Below are 22,170 nucleotides of genomic sequence, written 5' to 3'. Positions count from 1 at the left end.
AGAGATCCTATACTCTTCAGTCCTTTTTTATATCACCTTATTGAACTTTTTTAATTCTTCCTTCTGATTTATATTCAAAAGGAGATTGTAGTGTTTCTACGAAAGCTATTGTTGCATCTAGGTCGACTGGACCAACTTCCATGTCTGTCGAAAGTCTTCCGATGCTTGTACCAATGTTTCCGTACATATAGTTGTTTACAACAACTGAATATTCTTTTGCGGGATCGATTGGAGTTCCATCCGGCATTAAGATATCTACGATTTTCCCTGTTTTAGTAACATCGTCATAGGTATAGGTGTACTTAAATCCAGCGATATGATAATCAAGTCCACGAGCTGTGATTTGCTCGTCTAAAACCTCCCTTAAATCAGCACCACTTAACATTACCTTGTTTAGTACATTCCCAAACGGCTGAATCGCGAATAAATCACCAAATGTGACTTCACCTGATTCTAGTGGGGAGCGAACACCGCCACCGTTCATAAGAGCAAAATCGGAATCCATTGCCACTTTCATCCCATCAGCAATTAAATTCCCTAATGCGAGGTCGCCAAATTCTCTTGTAACTGTTGGGTAGCCTTTTTCAAGAGTAGAAAGAGATTCCCCAACAACTTGTGCTTTGATTGGCTCGACCTTCAACTCATACTTATCCATAATATCCACTACTGCTGGATCTGGAGTATAATCACTCTGGAAAACCGTTTTAATTTCAGCTGTTTTGCTAAAAATATCCCCGGTAAATGGATCAATCTCTACATCTACATCTGAGAATGCCGAACCGTAAGAAAAAGCTTGAACGATTAATTTATTGTCCACCACACGGTTTACACTCACGTGATTGTGAGCCGCAAAAATTACGTCTACTTCATCGTTGATTTGTTCAGCAATTGTACTGGCATCGAATTTATCGGTGTAACCAGTTTGCGCAGCAGGGTTATGGGCAAGTACGACAATCGCTTCAACGCCTTGCTCCTTTAGCTCTGCCGTATATTTATTGATTGCCTCTACTTCATCAGTGATTTGTAGGGTTTCGTTTCCTTTTCTTACAATCATCTCAGGTGTTTCTTGGGTAACGACACCAATCACCCCAACCTTTTGCTCACCTGTTTCTAAAATGACATATGGTTCGGTAATCAACTGACCGTCCCTTGTATCATAAGCATTAGCTGCAACTAGAGGAAAGTCCATTCCATCATACCCATCGGTTCCATTTTCATGCTCTCCACCGTTGATCATTCGCTTCAACTCGTCAATACCTTCATCAAACTCGTGATTTCCTAAAGTACCAGCATCAAAACCAATCTCTTCAAGAATTTCAATGGTTGGCTCATCCTGGAAAAGAGCAGAAATTAACGGACTTCCACCAATCATGTCCCCAGCGTGAAGCGTTAAGGTGTTAGGATTGGTTGCTTCTTCTTGCTTTAATGCAGCAGCCGTGTACTCAATATGACCAGCAATGTCATCCCCTACCTTTGTGACAGTATCGAGCTGCCCGTGTAAATCATTTAAGCCTAGCAGTTGAACCTTTACACCTCGGTTTAGGTCGATATTGAAAATTCCAAAACCATTAGCATCTGTTTGCCCAGTATAAGAGAACGGACTGCCTTCGCCGATATATTCCACAGCCTTTGGTGAAGTCGTAAACGTTACATTCACATCCGCAGAGATTGGCGCAATCGACCAGTTGTTATCCGCAGTCGGTGTAATTTCTTTTTCTTCAGAAATGTAATCCATTAAAATTTGACGGTTTTCATCTGCTGAATCAACGACTAACTCACTACCTTTTAACCCAGGGAAGTTTCCGCCCCCACCCGCACGATAGTTATTCGTCACAACAACAAACTCCTGCTCAGGGTCAATAGGTTTTCCGTTGTATTCAAGGTTTACGACACGGCTAGAATCTGGATTGATCAGCGTTCCTTTTGTATCATATCTTGGCTCTTTCGTCACATCAATTTGGTATTCAACTCCATCAATAACATCAAAGTTATAAACCGGGAAGCTAGGGTTTAGTAACTCCTGAGCTTCTGTATTACTTGGATCAATGGTGTTGAATTTACCTGCAGTCATCTCAATCCATTCCTTGACAACGGATCCCTTTACTTTCACCGATTTTAACGTATTGTCATAAAGGTATAAATCACCCGCACTGCGAATGGTTAAATCACCTTTTTTAATTTCAGTGTATTCATCCACCCCATTACGTCCAGCTTTGAAAGGAGCACCTACTGATAAAATAGGCAGATCTTTTAGTTCTGGCTTGTTCAAAGCAATGTATTTCTCAACATACCATGTCTGCGCATTCGTTACCACCTGGATTGATGGATCATCTTGAACAAGCGCGAAATAACTGTAAATATCATCGGTTGTTTTTCCAATTGGAGTATTTACATACTCAATTGTTGCCTCGTGATCTTGTGTCACTGCCTTCACAATCTCTTCATCTGGTTGTACTGAATCGATTGCTCTTGTTGAGGACTGGGAACTTGAAACCGACCATTTTCCTTTTACCTTTTGTAATATAAGGTCAATAATTCCTAATGCACCACCACCGTACCCAGCTTGAACCGCTGCCACGCCATTAATCGTTCCTTTTGAATTATCAACTCCAGGTAATGGCTTGCCATCTGCTCCTTTAAATAAAGCGTCTAAGCTAGCATCATCTTTTGCCGGGAATACTTTATGCGTGTGAGAGAAAGTAATCGCATCGATGCCAGATACTTTACTCAATGCATATACGGTATCTTCCGTATTTTCCTCATTTCCGCTAAAGCCTGAGTGAGCCATGGCAATAACAATATTTGCTCCAGCCGCTTTCATTTGCGGTACATACTTTTCAGCAGCCTCGATCACATTCTTCGTAATCACCTTGCCATCCAGATTGGCCTTGTCCCATTCATTGATTTGAGGCGGAACAAACCCGATGTAGCCAATTTTAATGACATTGGTCTTGCCGTTTTCATCAACTACTTTTTTATTGACAATTTTATATGGAGAAAATTTATTTACATCATTGTTTGGATCATTGTCATGGTCATCTACATAAACGTTTGCATTCACAAATGGGAAATGCGCATCGTCATAAACTTCATCTAGATACTCTAATCCGTAATTGAATTCATGGTTCCCTAAAGTAGCCATGTCGTATCCCATTATGTTCATAGCTTCTATCGCAGGATGGACTTCTCCCTCTTCAAGCGGCTCAATTTTCGCTTTGTATGTGCCGAGCGGAGTTCCCTGAATGAGGTCACCGTTGTCTACTAGGACAGAATTGTCAACTTCTGCACGCGCTTCTTTTACAAGAGTTGCCGTTTTCGCAAGGCCGAGTTTTGGTGCTGCAGCGTTCTTGTAATAATCAAAGCTTAATAGATTCGTATGAATGTCTGTTGTTTCCATGATGCGGAGTTCTACTTCTGATTGGATTTTATCCCCAGAAGGTTTTGCTGCAAGCACATTGAATGGCACTAAAGGTGTAGCGATTAAGCTCAGTGCAAGAGTACTAGATAAAATCTTCTTTCCCCTAGATTTACTTCTCTTTTTCATTCGTTCCATCCATCCCTTGAAGTTTTTTTGAACCTATCAGTAGGCTCTAAAAATAAATATAGCAGAATTATTTTCCGAAGGTTATCAACATTTAAAATATGAATCTATCGGACTATAATGTATTTTAAAGAGTGAACCTTAAGACCTAATCGATAAAACTGAGGGAGGGTCACCTTTTCTCTTCCTTGGAAGTAAATGTCCATTGCGAGCAGGTTTCTCTAAATAAAAATAATGAGGCCCTCCGCTTGAGCTTTAACGGAAGGCCTTTTTCTTAAATAATACGTATACAATTTTTAACTGAAAGGGACAGAGGTAAACCGCTCCAACTCCTTACGTTAGTGGTAACCTCACTTGGGATGTTGTTCCTACGTTCTCTTTGCTATAGAATGTAAGGCTCCCATTATGCTGTCTTATTATCCTAAAGCAGAGCATTAAACCTAACCCAGTACCTTTTTCTTTATTGCTATAGAAAGGTTCTCCTAGCCTTTTTAGACGGTCTTCACTAATGCCAATTCCGTTGTCTATGACGTTAATAACAAGCTCCTCTTTTTCGACTAGTACTGTAATTTTAATTAACCCCTTCCTAGCTAGGTCAATGGCTTCCATGCTATTTTTACATAAGTTTAATAACACTTGTTTGATTTGATTTGCGTCACACATGATTTCTGGAATATCTTGTTGTAACTCAATAGTGAATTCAATATTTTTCAGATGCGCCTCTGATTTGATAAGGGTTTCGACCTCTTTAACTAAGGTAGGAATATTTACAGATTTAGACTGAATTTCCTGTGGTTTTGCAAGTGAAAGAAATTCCTTAATGATTCCTTCTATTCGGTCAAATTCTGATAGGATAATATCAAAGTATTCCTCTCTTATTAGTCCTTGTTGGAATAATTGAATGAACCCTTTTATCGCAGTAATTGGATTTCTTATTTCATGGGCAACACCAGCAGCTAACTCACCTACAAGAGATAATTTCTCTGAATTCCATAAAAGTTCTTCTGCCCTTCTTTTCTCTGTAATATCCTTTGCAACCACCATAATATGTTCTACATTGCCATTTTCATTGATAACGGGTGTTCCTGTACATTCAAGTAATTTCCACTCGCCATTTGCATGTGACAGTCTCATTTCCATTTTCGTTGGAGATTTACTTGTGATGATTTTTTCAAATTGCATCATTGCTAGGGCTGCGTCTTCTTGATGAATAAGAGTATAAGTGTTGCTTCCTTCAAAATACTCCGGAGGATATCCGAGTACTGTTTCATGTGATGGAGATGCATAAATTCCATACCCGTTAATATCAAACAAGATTAGTAAATCGGTCATATTTTCAGCAATCAACCGATATTTATTTTCACTTTCAAGCAAGGCTCTTTCTGCCTTTTTTCGGTCAGTGATATCAATACATGAAGCAATAACCTCAACGACTTCTCCCCCGCGTTTAATTGGGCTCAAAGCAGCAAGATAGTGGATCCCATTAATCTCTTCTTCATAGGTAACATTTTCTTCCCCATTCCATGCTCTTTCATAGTAGACCAGCTTTTCATTGACCATCTTTTCTGGAAGAAAATCAGATAATTGTTTTCCTACTACAAGATTTGGAATGAGGCCCATACGATATAATAACTCGCCATCACATAAAGTATGGATAAATTGACCATTTATTTTTTTGTATTTATAAATCATTCCTTGCTGTAAATGAATCGTTTCATTTAATTCCTTTCGTGCTAAGCGGACTAATTCTTCCGCCCACATCCGTTCATTTACATCTTGAGGTAACCCGAAATCTTTCACGACATTTTCAATTTCGAAAACTGAGTTTAATATTTTATTTGCTGACATTGGTTTCGTAAAGAAATAGCCTTGTCCCTCATCACAAAGATGTTGTTGTAAATAGATGAGTTGTTCTTTTGTTTGAATTCCTTCAGCCACCACATTCAGGTTTAAATTATGTGCCATTGAGATAATGGTTGTGACAATTGTTTTATCATTTAAATTGCTTTCCATTCTATGGATTAAGGAATGGTCAATCTTTAGGTTATCAATCGGAAACCTTTGTAAATAGTTTAACGAGCTAAAACCTGTGCCAAAATCATCAATACTAATTCGAACACCAAGCTTTTTCAAATTTTGTAACGTAATAATTGTCCGTTCAATATTTGCTGTCATACTATCAGAAATCTCAAGCTCTAAAGCTTGCGGATTTAACTTTGTTTCTAGCAGTATTCTAGATACGGTTTCGTCGAAATTAGACTGAGTAAACTGTCTGGCAGAAACATTAACAGAAACAGTTGTGTTAAATCCTTTTTGTTGCCATTCTTTGTTTTGTCTACACGCGTGATAGAGTACCCATTCCCCAATCGGAATGATTAATCCTGTTTCTTCCGCAATCGGAATAAACGTCCCTGGTGAAACGATTCCTAACTCAGGGTGATTCCAACGAAGCAGAGCTTCAACGCCAACTATTTTACCCGTTTTTAAACTCACCTTTGGTTGATAATGAAGGACAAACTCTTCATGTTGCATCGCCTTATGAAGGTCCATTTCCAATTTGATAGGATTCATCTGGGGTTCTAGATCTTTGGAAGAGTAAAATTTGAAATTGTTTTTCCCTTGTTTTTTTGCTTGATACAATGCGAAATCAGCCAGTTTCAATAACGCTTCAACTGTATCGCCATCTTCCGGAAAGACACTAATTCCGATACTTAAGGAGGTAAAAAGTTCGTAATTTAAAACTTTGAATGGTGCCTCAAGATCATTAAGGACTCTCCTACATACATTAGAAGCTATTTCACGGTTTGCGTTTTTTAAAACAATAATGAATTTATCTCCATTTTGCTTAAAGAAGAAATCATTTCCCAACAAGGATTCCCGTATCCGTTTCACAACGATTTCTAGTAATTGATCCCCTGTCGTGTGACCGAGTGTATCATTAATTGCTTTAAATCGGTCAAGGTCCATAAATAGAACAGCTAAATTTTGGCTATTTTCCCTGACCCTAGTTAATTCAGAACATAAAAGTTGATAGAATTGGTCGTCTAATAGGATGTCAATACTTTTATTCGGATGAATTACTGTTCTCTCAGATTGGGCTACATCCATGCAACCTTCTTTGAAGGTATTATCCCAAGCCTGTACCTCATTGAGTTGGTTTTGGAGCCTGATTATTTCCTCTTTTTGTGCAGTAATGTCATGAACAGTCCCTGTTAACGCTATTACACTTCCAAGATTATTAAAAACAGGAGTGGCACGATTCTCTATCCACCTAACCCCACCATCTGGTCGAATAATCTTATATTCAACAGCTGCGGCTTTTCCTAATTTTAGCTGATTCATTGCCTCTTCAACAGTATCCTGATCCTCAGGACTAATGGAAGTCGACCATAACTTCGGATTTGTAATAAACTCCTCCTGTGTATAACCACATATGGAAACTATCCCCTTTGTTACCCACAAAATATCCTTTTCTAAATCTCTATACCAAATCGCTAATTCAGGACATTCTAAAATCGTTTTAAGCAGTTGGTGCGAGCCTGAATTTTCATCTATTAGGGCAGTGATTGTTTTAGCATCCATATGAAAACTCCGTCCTTGTTTAAATATAAGAGACTATTTCCTATTTGAAATAGAGTATGAAAGTGTCGTTAATATGTACTATGGCTTAGGTTAACCCCTCAAGCCACTATAAGCTTAGCAAATTACTCTTTTATTAGATATAATTATACAATTATTATGAGTTAAATAGAAGAAGAGACTAACAGGACAAATTTTTTCTCAACTGTTTGTTATGACCAAAAAAGGACCGCAAAATTGGGGTCCTTTCTGTGTCAAAAATCTAGTTGTTCACAATTAAATTTTTCGTTCAACCTCTGCTCTGATCAAATTGATTACATCATCAGATAAGTTAGCAGGCAGTGATGTTTCATCCATAAACATCCAGCTATTCATGACTTCTAAATCAGCTTTTTTAAATGTGATGCTATAATGGCGATTTTGATGAGTGAAATCGGTTGTAACGTATTCTTCTCCATCAAAACCGTCGTCAATTATCATATCAGTGATTTCGTAAGAATTCATCTTCATTCTCCTTATGTAGTTCTTTTTTTTAGGGTTCTCTTTATCTCGCTGGTTATTCCATTTTAAGTTAGACAAAAGCGCCTTAAAAACTACACAAAGCATCCACCCTTATAAAGGGCATATTCCCATCACACCATCATTTCCCATTTTCTATCATTTGCCACTTCCGAAAGTCGAGAATCTGGTTTCACAGCAACTGGATTTCCTACTAGCTCCAATACATCTAAATCTGAATAACTATCTCCATACGCGTAACTATTGTTCCAATCCACATCCATGTTCGAAAATTGTTCCCGAACAACTTCTTTCTTTCGGTATCCTTGAATCGGATCAATGCGAGCTCGTTTATCCTGTTGAAGATTGTACGGAATACTTGTACCAATAATCTTATCGAAATGGATATTTTTCGTAACTGAGTGCAGAAGCGGTTCAAATGCCCCAGAAACAAGCATAAGATAATAGCCCTCTTTTCTGTGTTGCTCCAATCTTTGGACAACCGTATCACTTAGCCTTGAGCTCATCGTATCTCCTAATTCATAAAAAAATTGATTCATCTCTTCTTTAGAAGTTGACTTAAGAGAAGCAAGGTAAAGTCTCATTGAATATTCTTTCATCTTCTTTTCCGGACAAAGCTTACATTTGTATGCTGCATAAACCGGAATTAACCCTGCGATAAATTGCCGGTAATTTTGTTGGTAACTAGGATGTGTTTTTAAATGATTCATTAACAGAGGAAACGTCTCATCAGGAAATAATGTCCCATCAAAATCAAAAATAGCTAGCTTCAAAATCATCTTCCTTTCATTTCACATATATCGATAGTCAATACTCGATTGAATTCCAAAATCCATTGAAGATTCACTTTTATGTATTAAAGCGTTCTAATAAGTATATTCAGTGCTCTAGTTCATCTAATAGGAGTTTAACTGCAATAAAGATGGCAATAAACTGGCATGTACCTTCATAGCCAAATCCAGCCAAACGATTCCATTTCTTTTATTATACATCCTTTTATCCTCATCCTGCTTATAATTATCACCTTAGGATTATTTCTTCTTTATGCATAAAAAAATCCACCTGCACGTTACAGGTGGATGATATTTAATATTCTTTCATATGATCTCGTAAAAAGGATAGAAAGATTCTCCAGAAGCTTGTTTATTTCCTTCGAGCAAAGTCAACAAACCGGAATTTATCTGGACGATGGCGCGATTCGGTGTATTGGAACATACTAGCATCGTCTAGGTAAACAAAGTTTTTGACCACGACGATGTATTGGAACCCTTCAAGGTCCAAATAACGACGATCTTCCTCTGTAGGTATTTCCATTGTAATCTCTTTTTTAGCAAAAGAAATTGTTAACCCAAGTTCTCCTTCAAGGTATTCATAAATAGAGTCTTGGCAGATTTTTTTTGTTAACTCAGGAGCATATTTTTCAACGAGTAGATCTTTATCTAAAATAATTTTCTCGCCATCAATCTCGCGAACGCGATAAATTTTCCACACTGCTTCATTGCTCTCGAGCCTCATTTTCTTTTTTGTCTCTGCAGTCGGAGATATTTTTTCAAATTCTTCCACGAATGTTTTGGCACGATGTCCCATCTTTTTGCTAATTTCTTTAAAGCTAACCAAACCCGATATTGGAAAGTCAAACTTTGATACATCCAGCACAATCGAACCTTTACCTTGCACCTTATGAATATAACCTTCTTCGGACAACAAATTAAGTGCTTTCCGAATCGTTTCTCTTGAAGCGGAATATCTCTCGGCTAAGTCATTTTCCGATGGCAGCAAAGATCCTGCTTCCATTTGACCATTTCGAATTAACTCTCCAAGTTCTTCTTTTATTTTTATGAATTTGTTTTTCACCAATGTTTATCACCAATTTCATTATACCTGCATGTTTAGTACTCTGGAAAGAATGACTTATTGTTTTTTTGTTAACAAATACACCAGCGACTCATATGGAGAAACTTCCATTTCTGCCAACAATTCTGTATCTTTATCGCCATTGGTTAAAAGCAACTCGATCTCATAGCCCTCGACATCCTCAATTGGGAATGAAAGTTGCGCTGTTTTTCCATAAAAATTATTAATGACAAGTAACTTTTCATTATCTAAAATTCGTTCATATACAAAAAGTTCTGGATGGTTTTCTGCTACTAAACGATACTCCCCATCTGTAATAATGCGGTATTGTTTACGAAGCTGAATCAACCTTTGATAATGATAAAAAATAGAATCTTTGTCCTCTAGCGCCTGTTTGGCATTGATAGTAGGATAATTGTTGGCAACAGGTATCCACGGGGTGCCTGTCGTAAACCCTGCTTGGGGCTCATCACTCCACTGCACAGGAGTCCGCGAATTATCTCGGGATTTTTCTTTCAAGATCGAAAGAATTTCCTCCTCAGACTTACCATTTTCCTTCATAATTTGATAATAATTTAATGTCTCCACATCACGATACTGGTCAATTTGATTGAATTTAGGATTGGTCATCCCAAATTCTTCGCCCTGATAGATATATGGAGTCCCCTGCATCATATGGATGGTCGTTGCAAGCATTTTCGCAGACTGCTTATGATACTTCTCATCATCTCCAAAGCGAGAAACAATTCGCGGTTGATCATGATTGCACCAGAATAGGGCATTCCAGCCACCACCTTTGTACATTTCTGTTTGCCAGGTAGACAAAATCTTCTTTAACGCGTAAAAATCAAAATCCGCCAGTGCCCATTTCTCACCATTGGGATAGTCTACTTTTAAATGGTGGAAATTAAAGGTCATACTTAATTCTTTTCGCTCAGGATTGCTATATTTGATACAGTTTTCAAGACTCGTTGACGACATCTCGCCCACTGTCAGGCTTTCGTATTGTGATAATACTTCGTTATTCATTTCCTGTAAAAATTCATGAACACGCGGTCCATCGGTGTAAAATTTCCGTCCATCGGCAGGGATTGTGCTGCCATCATCATCAGCAAAGCTTTGGTCCTTCGAAATTAAATTAATCACATCTAAACGGAATCCATCGATGCCTTGCTTGAACCAATAATGCATCATTTCATAGACTTCTTGACGTACCTTTTCATTTTCCCAGTTCAAATCTGCTTGTGTTTCATCAAAAAGATGAAGATAATATTGTTGTGTTTTTTCATCGTACTTCCAAGCAGAGCCCCCGAATTTCGACACCCAGTTATTCGGCTCATCTTTCCAAATATAATAATCCCGATATGGATTATCCTTTGAAGTTGCCGCTTCTTTAAACCATTTATGCTCCGTCGACGTATGGTTGACCACAAGGTCCATGATTACCTTAATTCCACGATCATGCGCCTTTTCAAGCAACTCTTGAAAATCTGCCATCGTTCCGTACTCTTTATGAATACGATAATAATCACTAATATCATAGCCATTATCACGCTGTGGTGATTGATAGACAGGTGTTAGCCAAATAACGTCTACTCCAAGTGTTTTCAAATAATCTAGTTTCTCAATGATTCCTTGTAAGTCACCTACACCACTACCAGTACTATCATTAAAACTTTTCGGGTAAATTTGATACACAACAGATTGTTTCCACCATGGTTGCTTCATATTATTCTCCTACCTACTTTCCTTCTCATATGTAATTTCTAAAATATGTATGTTGTTTCCTTAAAATAGCAAAGAGGAACAAGGGTATGTTCCTCTAGCTAGGTATTAACGATTTTTCTTGAAAGAAATTTTCCCTACATTCATTTTATTAAATACGATTGTTAGGATAACTGGAATGACAATCGCAACAAGCATCGCTAGAGCGAAAGTCCCGATGAATTGTGGTTTAATGGAAAGAATTCCAGGAAGCCCACCTACTCCTATTGAGTTTGCCATGACGCCACTACCTACTGAAATGACCGCTGCTACTAATGAACCTATCATCGCAGCTAGGAATGGGAAGCCGTACTTCAAGTTGATTCCGAACATTGCAGGCTCTGTTACACCTAGGTAACAAGAAATCGCTGCAGGAATCGAAACTTGCTTCTCTTCTTCATTTTTACGGTTAATGTAGATCATCGCAAGAACGGCAGATCCTTGAGCAATATTCGATAACGCAATCATCGGCCAAAGATTTGTTCCACCAAGCTCACTCATAAGCTGTAAATCGATAGCATTTGTCATATGGTGTAAACCAGTGATAACAAGTGGTGCATAGACAAAACCAAATACTGCTGCAAACAACCAGCCGAATGCGGAGGTTAAACCTGAATAGACAATGTTTGAAATCCAAGAACCAACTTCCCAACCAATCGGACCAAGAATTGTGTGTGCAAGTAAAACAGCTGGTACTAATGATAAAAATGGAACAACAATCATCGAAATTGCATTAGGAATGACTTTACGTAATTGAAGTTCTAAAAACGAGAATACAAGACCTGCTAGAATCGCAGGAATAACTTGTGCTTGATAGCCAATCATATCAATTTGTGCAAAACCAAAATCCCAGAATGGAATCTCTTCTGCTCCGGCAACACCATAAGCATTCATAAGCTGAGGTGATACAAGCGTAATCCCTAGTACAATACCGAGAATCTGAGATGCACCCATTTTCCTAGCAACCGCCCAAGTAATTCCAACAGGTAAGAAGTGGAAGATTGCTTCCCCAATTAACCAAAGGAACGCATGGACACCTGCCCAGAATTGAGATGACTCTACGATTGTCATTGTGCGGCCATCTAATAACTTAATATCCCCGATAACATTTCTAAATCCAAGGATAAGCCCCCCAACAACAAGCGCTGGGATTAGCGGTGTGAAAATATCTGCTAAATGCGAAATCATTCGTTGCAAGAAATTCATGTTCTGCTTTGCTGCAACTTTTGCATCATCTTTAGATGTGTCACTTACGCCCGCAATTTTAATAAAATCATTGTAGAAGGATGAAACTTCATTCCCAATGACAACCTGGAACTGACCAGCTTGAGTAAAGGTCCCCTTTACAATTCCAAGCTTTTCAATTTCTTCTACATCCGCTTTCTTCGGATCATTCAGTACAAACCTCATTCTTGTTACACAGTGTGTAACAACAGATATGTTTTCGCTTCCACCGATATGGTTTAAAAGCTGTTGTGCTGAGTCTTGATATTTACTCATTTTTTCTCCCCCTTACCCTTTGGCAAGAATATTCATAAATTGTTCGTTTACTTCACTTGTACACGAAGTTTGTTTGCGTTTTCATTAGACTTGTATATACAAGTAAGGTTTACGCTTTCATTCTAACTTGTATATACAAATTGGTCAATACATTTATTTAAAAAAGAATATTCAAATTACTCTTCAGAAATCATCAAATTTAATTTTTAAAGAGTGAAAATTTGGTATATTAAGAAGGAGTACATAAGTAAAGGAGTTGGCGAGAATGACTGATCTTAAATTTGAAGTGAATGCTAATTGGAGTGGTGTCGGAGCAAACGGGGAAGGCCATCTTACTATGGGTGATAAAACGGTACTTTACTCAAGTCCAGCAGAAATGGGTGGAAAGGGTGCTGGTGTCAGCCCAGAGGATCTGTTAATTGGTGCGGTAACGACTTGTTATAGCGGTACTCTTTTTGCTATTCTAACTAAACGTCGATTGCCAGTGGAAACAATTTCTGTACGTGCCGAAGGAATGGTGACCGGTTACCCAACTCAAACAAATTTCAGTCAACTAGTCGTTCACCCAACCATTATCGGTGGGGATTCATCGAAACAGGATGAGTATGAAAAAGCAGCGACGATGGCACGAGATAAATGCTTTATCGGGAAATCTATCACTGGAAATATTGATTATCAAGTAGGAAAAGTTCAACTATAATTCTTTATAACAAGAAGGAGGGTGACCATTTATAGGGCACCCTCCTTTTCTATTACACTCTAATCAAAAACTCAATCTCTATCTCTAGCCTTCTGTGTATCTCTAATATTTTTCTGAACCGTTATAGCGGCAAATATACTTAGTACGAAGGACATCCCATAAAAGCCTTTTTCACTTAAAACAATACTTCCTGCATTGTATAAACCAATGCCCATTAACGAAATCGATACAACTAGGGCAAGCCAGCTTATTCCATAATAAATACTCGTCACGGGAATTCCCTCTTCTTTATCTCTTACAGCTTTTTGCAAAGAGACAGATGCATAAAGCCCGAATACTAAAACGGCAAAGTAATATCCTTTTTCGTTCAGTTCCATTGTGGCGTTAAATAAGCCTATAAGATAAGCCGTTACTCCTACTAATAGCGCTCCCCACGAGGCCCCCTTAAAAGCTGAAGTAGGTTCTCCCTCTTTCCTTTCCACTTTCAATTTTGGTTTTGGTTCATTTTGTTTTTCCTGAACTAGTGGAAGTTCATGATCATTTGGCATGAGATGCTTCTCCTCCATCTGTTTGTGAAATAAAACGGAGCACCGCAGACAGACTGAAGTGCTTCCTTAAACCTATTATATAGAATTTTCTTATAAATATAAGGTAATTTTGTTCTAAATTGCCATTTTATAGTTTCTTTAAAATTGAAGTGTACCTTTAAATCTGTTTAGCTCCCAAAGCATTCCGCCTATATTACCAGTCTGTTTGCAGACCATTACATTTGTTTAGTTGTTTCCAGATTTGCTTCCTCAGGTAATTTAGTGAATAAGAAACTCCGTAAATCAATTAAACTATGCAGCAGGATTGGGAAAATAAGCGAGCCTGTAGAAAAATAAATTCGAGCCATCGCATATCCTACAATCCCTGTAAGGAGAAACCCTTTCCATCCCTGATAAATATGAGCAAATCCAAAAATAAGTGCTGAAAGAACAAGAATATACATCGGATTAAGAATAAATGGTAAGTTTGAGAGATACTCGATTACAAATCCTCTGTAGATGATTTCCTCACAGACTCCCGCGGTAACAGCAGCAAGTGCCGCCCATTTCTTATCTAACTTAGAAGTTGGAATAAGATAATCAATTTCACTCATTTGGCTGTTTTGATATTTTTTATAGGCAGGAATTCTCATGAGGACAAAGACCAGCAACAGAACTCCTACAATGAAACCAACAAACATACCTAAGGTTTGCGATACGTGGCCATCAGGTAGCGTAAGACCGATTCCCTTAAAAGTAGTAGTCGAGAACATAATAAATAAAAAAATAACAGCTACGATCAACCACTCTGAATATATAGCAAACTTATAAAAACTTACTCTAGATTGGCTATCCTTCCGTTCTTTTAACGGCTTGGTGTACTTAATATCCATTAATGGATAAATGAAAATAAGAAATAAAAGCAATAAAGATCCAAAAATTATCATTGACACCTAACATATTCCCCCTTTATACCCAGATTATCTCACACCCTTAAAAAGAAATACATTCTTTTCCATCTGTCAAAAGAACAGTTTTTTTCGACAAATTCCGTGAAAATCAGAGGTTCAGCATCCTCTCAAATAAAAGAAATAGGGCTTAAACAATATACTTTCACTAACACTAAAAAATAAGGGCTAAAGCTAATAAAGGTAGTGTTTTTTACTAAAAAGTGGACAAAGTATATAGGAAGGTATTAGATGAAGGGCACTTGAAAGGAATTAAGAACAAATTATTACAATTTTCCTTGCAAAATGAGGTAGGTAAAAGTGATAAACATGAGGTATAAACATCTTGGATTAATCGGATTTATGATCCTACTAAATGTTTTTGGAAAAACATGGCGGTATGTTCCTAAGTATTATAAATCGATGGCTTACGTCAGTTGCGTAAATGCTTCTTATTATTTATTGTGTCGGAGGCATCTTGTTTGGGAATTCACTCCGAACGGGATTAATTGGAAAATATTAAGAACGGCTCATATTCTAATTGTATCTCCATTATTGGTCCTCTTATATTTATCTAAGCTCCCAGAATCACGGATAAAACAAATAGTGTATACAGGAAAGTCCATTTTAATTGCATGTTTGGCAGAATTTTTTGTTCACAAACAAAAACTCATTCAGTTTAAGCATGGGTGGAGTCTTTTATGGTCTTCTTTCATGTACTTAATGATGTTTACCTATAGCTCATTGTTTACAAAAAGACCGTTCCTAACACTCCTTCTGTCTATTCTATCTAGTGTGTTTTTTATCATGAAATTCAATGTGCCACTAAAAACGAACACCCTTGTTCGCGGAGACTTGAACCACTGACTGATTTATTCTACCACTCCTTTCTAGAGGACGTATTTTAGAGAAATAAGTAGCTGTTTGCTCTTGCCTTCAGTTTGTGCTAATACAAGACAAATGTTTCTAACAACAAAGTGTCAGTACACATTCTTATGTTAAACTAGAGGGAAATATTAAGACAGAGGGGATGTATCTCATGTACCTCAAAGATAAAGCAAGAAACCTTCCTTTATCTCCTGGCGTGTATTTAATGAAGGACTCCCTTGGCAATACGATTTATGTAGGGAAATCAAAGAAACTTAAAATGCGTGTACAATCCTATTTTCATGATCATAAAAGTCATTCACAAAAAGTAAAAAAACTCGTCAAAAATATCAGTGATTTCGAAGTGATACATACAGATACAGAATTTGAGGCTTTCTTACTAGAGAATCAATTAATAAAACAGTTAAAACCTTTTTTTAATTCGAGAATGAAAAGTCCACAGAACTATCCCTATATCCTGATACAAACTAAAAATAAAATGCGAGAAATTATCATTACCAATCACCCTTATCCAGGGAACGACCCAGCTCCCCTCATTTTTGGACCATATACTAGTAAAAACACAGTAGTAACAGCAATCCATAGCATCAAGGAATTTTTTCAGATAGATTGCAGTCAACCTAGTAATAAGAATGTTGCTTGCCTTAACTATTCTCTAGGTTTATGCCTTGGTATGTGTTTAGGAGGTCCTGCCGTTGAACAATACGAAAAAGTTATCGATAAAATCATTGGAATATTAAACGGCACAGATAACAGTATTTTGGAAGAAATGAAACAAAAGATGAACCTTGCTTCTGAGAATCTGGAGTTTAAAACAGCAGCTAAATATCGGAATTACCTAGAAGCTGTTCAGCATTTGATTCGGGGTAAAAAGGTAATTGCATTTGCCAATGGTACTAAAAATATCATCATCACTGAACCACTGACAGAAAGCATCATCAAAGTTTTCTACATAAAAGGAAATCAGGTCCTCTATAAAGAAACATACGATATAAATAGACGAAACATCGAACAGCTAAAATCAAGCATATTATTCCAAATTTTATCTTGTTACAACGGTAAGAACCGAAAGCACTTTCCTAAACTAGACCAAGAAGAGCTTGATGATGCACAAATTATATACAGCTACCTAAAAAATAGTAATTGTCGTCATATCGTAATTCCACAAAAATGGCTGGACGAAAAAAATATAATAAAGGTAGATCAGTCCCTAAATAAGTGGCTCACCCAGTCTATTTTGAAGATGGTTTAGCAACCGGATTTCGTCTACTTTATTCAACGTAATGTCTATTTGGTCATGATGTACTATAAAAATATAAAGCTACCTCTAATTCTTAATAAAGGAATGAGGTAGCTATTGATTCGATTCACAAATGATTCCAATCTCCTTATTGCTTTTTAACAGGAGTACACACTGCATACAAATGATCCTCTGAAACTGAAACATTGACTTCAATGATTTTATAGCCGCTTTCCCCTTTCAATTCACTTTTACTTGTTATGATTGTTGAGTTTGTGTTCATTTTACACTCTTCCTTTCTAACATTTCTTTTTCCCAAAAGCTAATATATGCACGATAGGAAAGATTGTGCATACCAATTTTGTTCAAATTTTGGCTTTATCCCTTGATTGCGAAGGGATAATGTAATCTGGTTATTCTCAATTCTTGTTAATGTGAAAATATAGTTTGGATAGAATATGGTAGGGAGGATTTCTAAATGAATCATTCTGCAAGAGCAACAGAGTGTTCAAAGTGTGGGGAAAAGGAACTGGGTTTAGGGAAGCAAAATGCTATTCGGTCATCTACCCTGATAATAAGATGAGCTTAGGCTCAAATATCGATTTCTAATTTGTACCGAATGTGGGTTTATCTATGGGCATTTATCAAGAGGAACTGGCGGTAGTTTAACTCGATTTAATGATAAATCCTCACAATGAAAGAAGGAGCGCTTAGCCCCTTCTTTGCATTTATACCAACAAGTTAATCTTTTTTCTTACACATTAACTTAAATTTCCATTTAAACTCTGTATGAAATGGAAATTTGGCTTTAAATTTGGCTTGAACTTTTTTTTCAGCTGAAGACAATTTAAGCCCCCCTTTCAATCTTAATACCATCTATTTTATGATTTAGTATTAGGATTGCTTGTACTTATTCTATTTTTGGATGATTGACACACTAAGGGAAAACTCCTTCGAACACAGTACTGTTTAAGGGAGCCATTTTCTATAAAAACTAAAACCTAACCATTCCAAACAAGCCCCAAGGAGCTGTTTTTTGTACCTGAGTACAGAAAGCAAACGAGAGCTGTTCCTAAACTTCTAAACCTGCAATCCCGAAGCCACCTGGACCTGCATGAGTAGAAATCATCGCCCCTGCCTGGATCCATTTTACATTTTCAAATCCATATTCTTCAGCGATTTCCTCCATCCTTTTTTTAACTTCCTCATCTAGTCCAATTGAATAGATGAGATAAAGATGTTTCCTATCAATCTCGTATTGAGATAAATACTCTCGCATAAGTTTTTCTGCTACACCAGCTATTTTCCCCCGATATTTCTTGGTTGAGACTAGCTTTCCTTCAATTAGTTCAATGCACGGCTTTATTTTCAACAATGCTCCGCCAAGATAAGCTAGGTTACTCACCCGCCCACCCGCTCGTAAAAATTCCAAGCTTCCAGGAACGAACGCCAGTCTGGATTTTGGGACCATTGCTTTAATTAGTTCGACCAACTTAATAGGTTCAATCATAGGTTCCTTTTCTAACAACAAAGCCGCATACCATACAATAATCGCTAATCCACCAGTCACATTTAATGCATCGATTAGAAAAAGATCGTCTATTTCTTCTCCTGCGATGACGGCATTTTGGAAGGAGGAAGAGGCTTTCGATGTATAACCAATATGAATGATGGTGCAATCTGGATTATCCATTTTTATTTTCGTGAAAAACTCTTCATATTCATGGGCATTTGTCGCAGTTGTTGAGGGGATATTTTTGGTCCGATCATAGTACTCATAAATTTTCGTTACAGGCAATGAACCATCTAAATAATCTTGTTCATCCATAATCACATGCATCGGAACCACTTGTACTGCATGCTTAACAACTAGATTTTCTGGCAAATCTGCTCCACTTTCAGTCGATAATATAATTTGTCGCAAATTGTATACCCCCCGCTTCCTAAAAATCCTAATGCTGTTATTATTATTGACTTTCTCTATCACTATACAGCAAAAGGGAGCCACATACTTGATAGAATCCCTATTTCTCAATAAAAGCTGAAAAAATTGTGAACAAAGGGTAACACGTTTTTTGATCGGTTCCTTTCTATATATGACAATTTTATTGTCTATTCACTCTAAATCAACAAAGTATAAGCAAAGAAAAACGAATAAAAAAAGCGCACCTACATGGTAGAAACGCTTTTTCCCGGAATACGAATTAATTCACTTTTTTTCTCCTCATCCATTGGGTGGCAGCCCATTTGTCTCCAATAATTACGGGTGCTCCCCCATGTAAGGTCAACTCATTTAACGTTTGATCATTATAGAAGTATTCGAAATAGACGGCCATGCCTTTTTGGGGAGATACCGAAAGACCAAGTTTAGGGAAATAGGTTTCTCCACCATATTCCACATCATTTAAATACATAACCAGTGTACTGATTCTAGGATTCGTTGCTGCCTGACTGGTTGACTTAAAAAAGTCAAAATGAGCTTTGTATTCTTGACCAATTTGATAATTCAAGATTTGTAGCCCTTCTCCATGTTCAACAGGAATATTCATAATCTGTGAAACTCTTTTTTCTATTCTTGCAACGACCTCATTTTCGCCTTCTTGAAAAAACATGCTACTACTTGATCTAAGGTCGTCTATTTCTCGGACACTCCCAATCTTCGAGCGTTCCAATCGATCCTTTGATAATTGAATTAACTCATCACATTCTTCATTACTTAACACATTACCTAAGACGACAATTAGTGGCTCTTCCAACTTAGCAATAATGTTAATTTCGCGATCTTCCGTGATGATTTTATTTCCATTATGATTAAATATTGTTGGTTCTTTCAATGCTTGTTCATTAAGTAGTACTTCTTTACCATCCATTGTCAACTTTCATCAACCTCTTATATTGAATTTTTAAAATCTTTAGACTAATTTAGCGAGAATTGATTTTTTATTTTTCATTTGTTCGTACTCTTTTCAGAAGGAACCGAACCAATTAACTATACTTTTCTGAGAATCGTTTCCTCCCTATATTCAAAATGGATGTCTTATTGCCTTGGTTTATCAGTTGTTCAGTATAAATTATTTTACAATGGAGATTGTCGAAATACTATATATTTATTTATAGGATAATAGAAAAAAATGATAGTTATTAAGGTGTTCGTAGTGATATAATATTTCATTTAAAAAAACACTAGAAAAACAGGTCAAAAAAAAGGATGTTACCTCATGTAACATCCTTTTTACCCTCTTTTTTAAATTGAAAGACTTCTTGCGAGGTTATAGTCGCCTAGATCTATCGCATGTTTTTCTTTTGCACTTTCCTCAAAGGTTGCATGAACGAGTTGTCCTTTTTTCCAACCCACCATGACTCCTTCTTCACCATCAAGTAATAAGTCAACGGCTTTGCCACCCATTCTACTTGCCATCATTCGGTCATATGCCGTTGGCGATCCACCTCGTTGTAAGTAGCCAAGAACGATGACATTTGTGTCAAGGTTTAATTTGTCCTTGATTTCTTTTTTAAGTTCTTCCCCACTACAAACCCCTTCAGCGACCACAATAATATGGTGCATTTTCCCGCGTTCTTGACCATTCTTAATTCGATTCATAACATCATTATAATCATATGTAGCTTCTGGAATAATAATCGATTCTGCACCAGAAGTAAGACCTGTCCACAGAGCAATATCCCCCGCATTCCTTCCCATTACCTCTACGATACAGATGCGTTCATGTGAATAGGCTGTGTCACGAATTTTATCAATCGCTTCAATGACTGTATTAACAGCCGTGTCGAACCCAATTGAATACTCCGTTCCTGCGATATCATTATCAATGGTTCCAGGGACACCAATCGTTGGAAAACCTTGCGCCGTTAACTTCCCAGCTCCCATAAAGGAACCATCTCCACCAATAACGACAAGCCCTTCAATTTGTGCTTCATTCATTTTTTTTATCGCTTTTTGTTGTCCTTCTGCAGTTTTAAACTCTTCACTTCTAGCACTTCTTAAAATCGTGCCCCCACGATGAATAATATCGCCTACACTGCCAAGTTCCATTTTAAAAAAGTCGCCTTCCATTAAGCCGACATATCCATGTCTTACACCATAAACTTCTAAACCTTTGTCAATTCCTCTTCTTACCACTGCACGAATAGCAGCATTCATACCAGGTGCATCTCCACCACTTGTTAATACAGCAATTCTCTTCAAGTTGTACTCCTACTTTCTTTAGTTGGTCTTGTACTATAGTACCAAAATTTATCAGGAACTAAAAGTTTAATTCTTTTGCTGGAAGCTTAGTCTTGGACTTTCCCTACTATTTATTTTACTTTTCTATTTACACCCAAATTCAATTTGCTTTTGCTATTTTTCTAGGAGGAAGTAATTCCTATACTCCAACTTTTTTGTTGTCTCCAGTTGGATGACCTCAGGACGTTGGAGCAATATCTTTTTCTTGAAAAGTGGTCCATCATGAACATATGTATGGTACTCCCCTGCTTCCCCCATTGGACAGACATCCTTCTGTTGGATAGCGTTTAGGAAAGCATGATCTAATTCTTTCCCGAGCCAAGATTCATCTAATACGTCTTCTCTTACACGTATCACAGTCGACTTATATCCGGATTCGACAAAGGTTTGTAATGCATGCAAAGCTTCCTTCTTTTCCATCCATAGTGGATAAACTGCTTCAATGCCTACTTCTTTCGCTACCTTTTCCCCCCACTCACGGTGAGGTTCGAAATACAAATCACCAAAAGCAATCCCTGTTAGCTGATTTCGCTCTTTAAGTTGCTTTAATTCCTGAACAAATTTTTGCGAATATTCTTCAAATGTACATTCAATAAAGTGAACAGGGATCCCTAAGGCTTCGCCCTGTAGCTTGATTAGTTCCTTTTTTTCACCATGACCAAAGGTTCTTCCAATTTCAGCAGGGACGGTTGTTACCAAACTAGCTACCTCTATCCCTTGCTTTCTTAATACATCTAAAGCGAGGCAGCCATCTTTACCACCGCTCCAAGAAAGCGCAAATTTTTTCATTTTGTTTCCCCCCTATGGAGCTGTTTTTGCTGTTCCTTCCTTTTCATCTAAGAGATCAAACCACCCCCGCCATAAAACA

17 protein-coding genes are annotated in these 22,170 nt (G+C 37.4%); 3 read left to right on the top strand and 14 right to left on the bottom strand.

Annotation, left to right across the window (positions count from 1 at the left end; genetic code table 11):
- Positions 1 to 37: 37 nt before the first annotated feature.
- The 7 genes from H0185_RS17270 to treP all read right to left on the bottom strand — a co-directional run bounded on the left by H0185_RS17270 (position 38) and on the right by treP (position 12,757).
- On the bottom strand, positions 38 to 3,544 hold the full coding sequence (locus tag H0185_RS17270; protein ID WP_221874748.1) for a bifunctional 2',3'-cyclic-nucleotide 2'-phosphodiesterase/3'-nucleotidase: 3,507 nt from the start codon (positions 3,542 to 3,544) through the stop codon (positions 38 to 40).
- Between the two features lie 330 nt (positions 3,545 to 3,874).
- Positions 3,875 to 7,123 carry an EAL domain-containing protein gene (locus H0185_RS17265; protein ID WP_221874747.1) on the bottom strand — a complete coding sequence of 1,083 codons (3,249 nt, stop codon included), beginning with the start codon at positions 7,121 to 7,123 and terminating at the stop codon, positions 3,875 to 3,877.
- Positions 7,124 to 7,396: 273 nt separating this feature from the next.
- Complete coding sequence (locus H0185_RS17260) at positions 7,397 to 7,624, bottom strand: hypothetical protein (protein ID WP_221874746.1); 228 nt, start codon at positions 7,622 to 7,624, stop codon at positions 7,397 to 7,399.
- Positions 7,625 to 7,752: 128 nt separating this feature from the next.
- Positions 7,753 to 8,412, bottom strand: coding sequence for an HAD family hydrolase (locus H0185_RS17255; protein WP_221874745.1), 660 nt, complete (start codon positions 8,410 to 8,412; stop codon positions 7,753 to 7,755).
- A 370-nt stretch (positions 8,413 to 8,782) separates the two neighbouring features.
- On the bottom strand, positions 8,783 to 9,496 hold the full coding sequence (gene treR / locus H0185_RS17250; protein WP_246629264.1) for a trehalose operon repressor: 714 nt from the start codon (positions 9,494 to 9,496) through the stop codon (positions 8,783 to 8,785).
- Between the two features lie 54 nt (positions 9,497 to 9,550).
- Complete coding sequence (treC, locus tag H0185_RS17245) at positions 9,551 to 11,221, bottom strand: alpha,alpha-phosphotrehalase (RefSeq protein ID WP_221874743.1); 1,671 nt, start codon at positions 11,219 to 11,221, stop codon at positions 9,551 to 9,553.
- A 105-nt stretch (positions 11,222 to 11,326) separates the two neighbouring features.
- A complete protein-coding gene (gene treP / locus H0185_RS17240; protein ID WP_221874742.1) occupies positions 11,327 to 12,757 on the bottom strand; it encodes a PTS system trehalose-specific EIIBC component in 1,431 nt (476 codons plus the stop codon).
- 265 nt (positions 12,758 to 13,022) lie between these two features.
- Between treP and H0185_RS17235 the strand changes: the two genes are divergently transcribed.
- A complete protein-coding gene (locus tag H0185_RS17235; protein WP_221874741.1) occupies positions 13,023 to 13,457 on the top strand; it encodes an OsmC family protein in 435 nt (144 codons plus the stop codon).
- 71 nt (positions 13,458 to 13,528) lie between these two features.
- On the opposite strand, the gene yiaA is transcribed toward H0185_RS17235, so the two are convergent.
- Together yiaA and H0185_RS17225 are read right to left on the bottom strand one after the other, a co-directional pair.
- Complete coding sequence (yiaA, locus tag H0185_RS17230) at positions 13,529 to 14,005, bottom strand: inner membrane protein YiaA (RefSeq protein ID WP_221874740.1); 477 nt, start codon at positions 14,003 to 14,005, stop codon at positions 13,529 to 13,531.
- A gap of 215 nt (positions 14,006 to 14,220) precedes the next feature.
- Positions 14,221 to 14,931: a CPBP family intramembrane glutamic endopeptidase gene (locus tag H0185_RS17225; protein ID WP_246629266.1), complete on the bottom strand. Its 711-nt coding sequence runs from the start codon at positions 14,929 to 14,931 to the stop codon at positions 14,221 to 14,223.
- Between the two features lie 321 nt (positions 14,932 to 15,252).
- On the opposite strand from H0185_RS17225, the gene H0185_RS17220 reads away from it, so the two are divergent.
- Together H0185_RS17220 and H0185_RS17215 are read left to right on the top strand one after the other, a co-directional pair.
- On the top strand, positions 15,253 to 15,798 hold the full coding sequence (locus H0185_RS17220) for a hypothetical protein (protein WP_221874738.1): 546 nt from the start codon (positions 15,253 to 15,255) through the stop codon (positions 15,796 to 15,798).
- A gap of 172 nt (positions 15,799 to 15,970) precedes the next feature.
- Entirely contained in the window at positions 15,971 to 17,071 is a 1,101-nt protein-coding gene (locus tag H0185_RS17215; protein ID WP_221874737.1) for a GIY-YIG nuclease family protein, read from the top strand.
- A 136-nt stretch (positions 17,072 to 17,207) separates the two neighbouring features.
- On the opposite strand, the gene H0185_RS24350 is transcribed toward H0185_RS17215, so the two are convergent.
- The 5 genes from H0185_RS24350 to H0185_RS17195 all read right to left on the bottom strand — a co-directional run bounded on the left by H0185_RS24350 (position 17,208) and on the right by H0185_RS17195 (position 22,091).
- Positions 17,208 to 17,342: a hypothetical protein gene (locus tag H0185_RS24350; protein ID WP_281427643.1), complete on the bottom strand. Its 135-nt coding sequence runs from the start codon at positions 17,340 to 17,342 to the stop codon at positions 17,208 to 17,210.
- A 789-nt stretch (positions 17,343 to 18,131) separates the two neighbouring features.
- Positions 18,132 to 18,983: a DegV family protein gene (locus H0185_RS17210; protein WP_221874736.1), complete on the bottom strand. Its 852-nt coding sequence runs from the start codon at positions 18,981 to 18,983 to the stop codon at positions 18,132 to 18,134.
- 280 nt (positions 18,984 to 19,263) lie between these two features.
- Positions 19,264 to 19,929 carry a 2OG-Fe(II) oxygenase gene (locus H0185_RS17205; RefSeq protein ID WP_221874771.1) on the bottom strand — a complete coding sequence of 222 codons (666 nt, stop codon included), beginning with the start codon at positions 19,927 to 19,929 and terminating at the stop codon, positions 19,264 to 19,266.
- Between the two features lie 374 nt (positions 19,930 to 20,303).
- Positions 20,304 to 21,263, bottom strand: coding sequence for a 6-phosphofructokinase (gene pfkA / locus H0185_RS17200; protein WP_221874735.1), 960 nt, complete (start codon positions 21,261 to 21,263; stop codon positions 20,304 to 20,306).
- 153 nt (positions 21,264 to 21,416) lie between these two features.
- The gene (locus tag H0185_RS17195) at positions 21,417 to 22,091 is read right to left on the bottom strand and encodes a Dph6-related ATP pyrophosphatase (protein WP_221874734.1); all 675 of its coding nucleotides are present in this window, start codon (positions 22,089 to 22,091) and stop codon (positions 21,417 to 21,419) included.
- Between the last annotated feature and the right edge of the window lie 79 nt (positions 22,092 to 22,170).

It is taken from the genome of Mesobacillus maritimus, assembly GCF_019749255.1.
GTDB lineage: Bacteria > Bacillota > Bacilli > Bacillales > Cytobacillaceae > Mesobacillus_B > Mesobacillus_B maritimus_A.
This window is presented reverse-complemented; position numbering and strand designations above follow the sequence as displayed.

Coding starts and splice junctions, on each gene's coding strand:
- H0185_RS17270 (WP_221874748.1), bottom strand. CDS start 3,544: ATGAAAAAGAGAAGTAAATCTAGGGGAAAGAAGATTTTATCTAGTACT.
- H0185_RS17265 (WP_221874747.1), bottom strand. CDS start 7,123: ATGGATGCTAAAACAATCACTGCCCTAATAGATGAAAATTCAGGCTCG.
- H0185_RS17260 (WP_221874746.1), bottom strand. CDS start 7,624: ATGAATTCTTACGAAATCACTGATATGATAATTGACGACGGTTTTGAT.
- treC (WP_221874743.1), bottom strand. CDS start 11,221: ATGAAGCAACCATGGTGGAAACAATCTGTTGTGTATCAAATTTACCCG.
- treP (WP_221874742.1), bottom strand. CDS start 12,757: ATGAGTAAATATCAAGACTCAGCACAACAGCTTTTAAACCATATCGGT.
- H0185_RS17235 (WP_221874741.1), top strand. CDS start 13,023: ATGACTGATCTTAAATTTGAAGTGAATGCTAATTGGAGTGGTGTCGGA.
- yiaA (WP_221874740.1), bottom strand. CDS start 14,005: ATGCCAAATGATCATGAACTTCCACTAGTTCAGGAAAAACAAAATGAA.
- H0185_RS17225 (WP_246629266.1), bottom strand. CDS start 14,931: ATGATAATTTTTGGATCTTTATTGCTTTTATTTCTTATTTTCATTTAT.
- H0185_RS17215 (WP_221874737.1), top strand. CDS start 15,971: ATGTACCTCAAAGATAAAGCAAGAAACCTTCCTTTATCTCCTGGCGTG.
- H0185_RS24350 (WP_281427643.1), bottom strand. CDS start 17,342: ATGAACACAAACTCAACAATCATAACAAGTAAAAGTGAATTGAAAGGG.
- H0185_RS17205 (WP_221874771.1), bottom strand. CDS start 19,929: ATGGATGGTAAAGAAGTACTACTTAATGAACAAGCATTGAAAGAACCA.
- H0185_RS17195 (WP_221874734.1), bottom strand. CDS start 22,091: ATGAAAAAATTTGCGCTTTCTTGGAGCGGTGGTAAAGATGGCTGCCTC.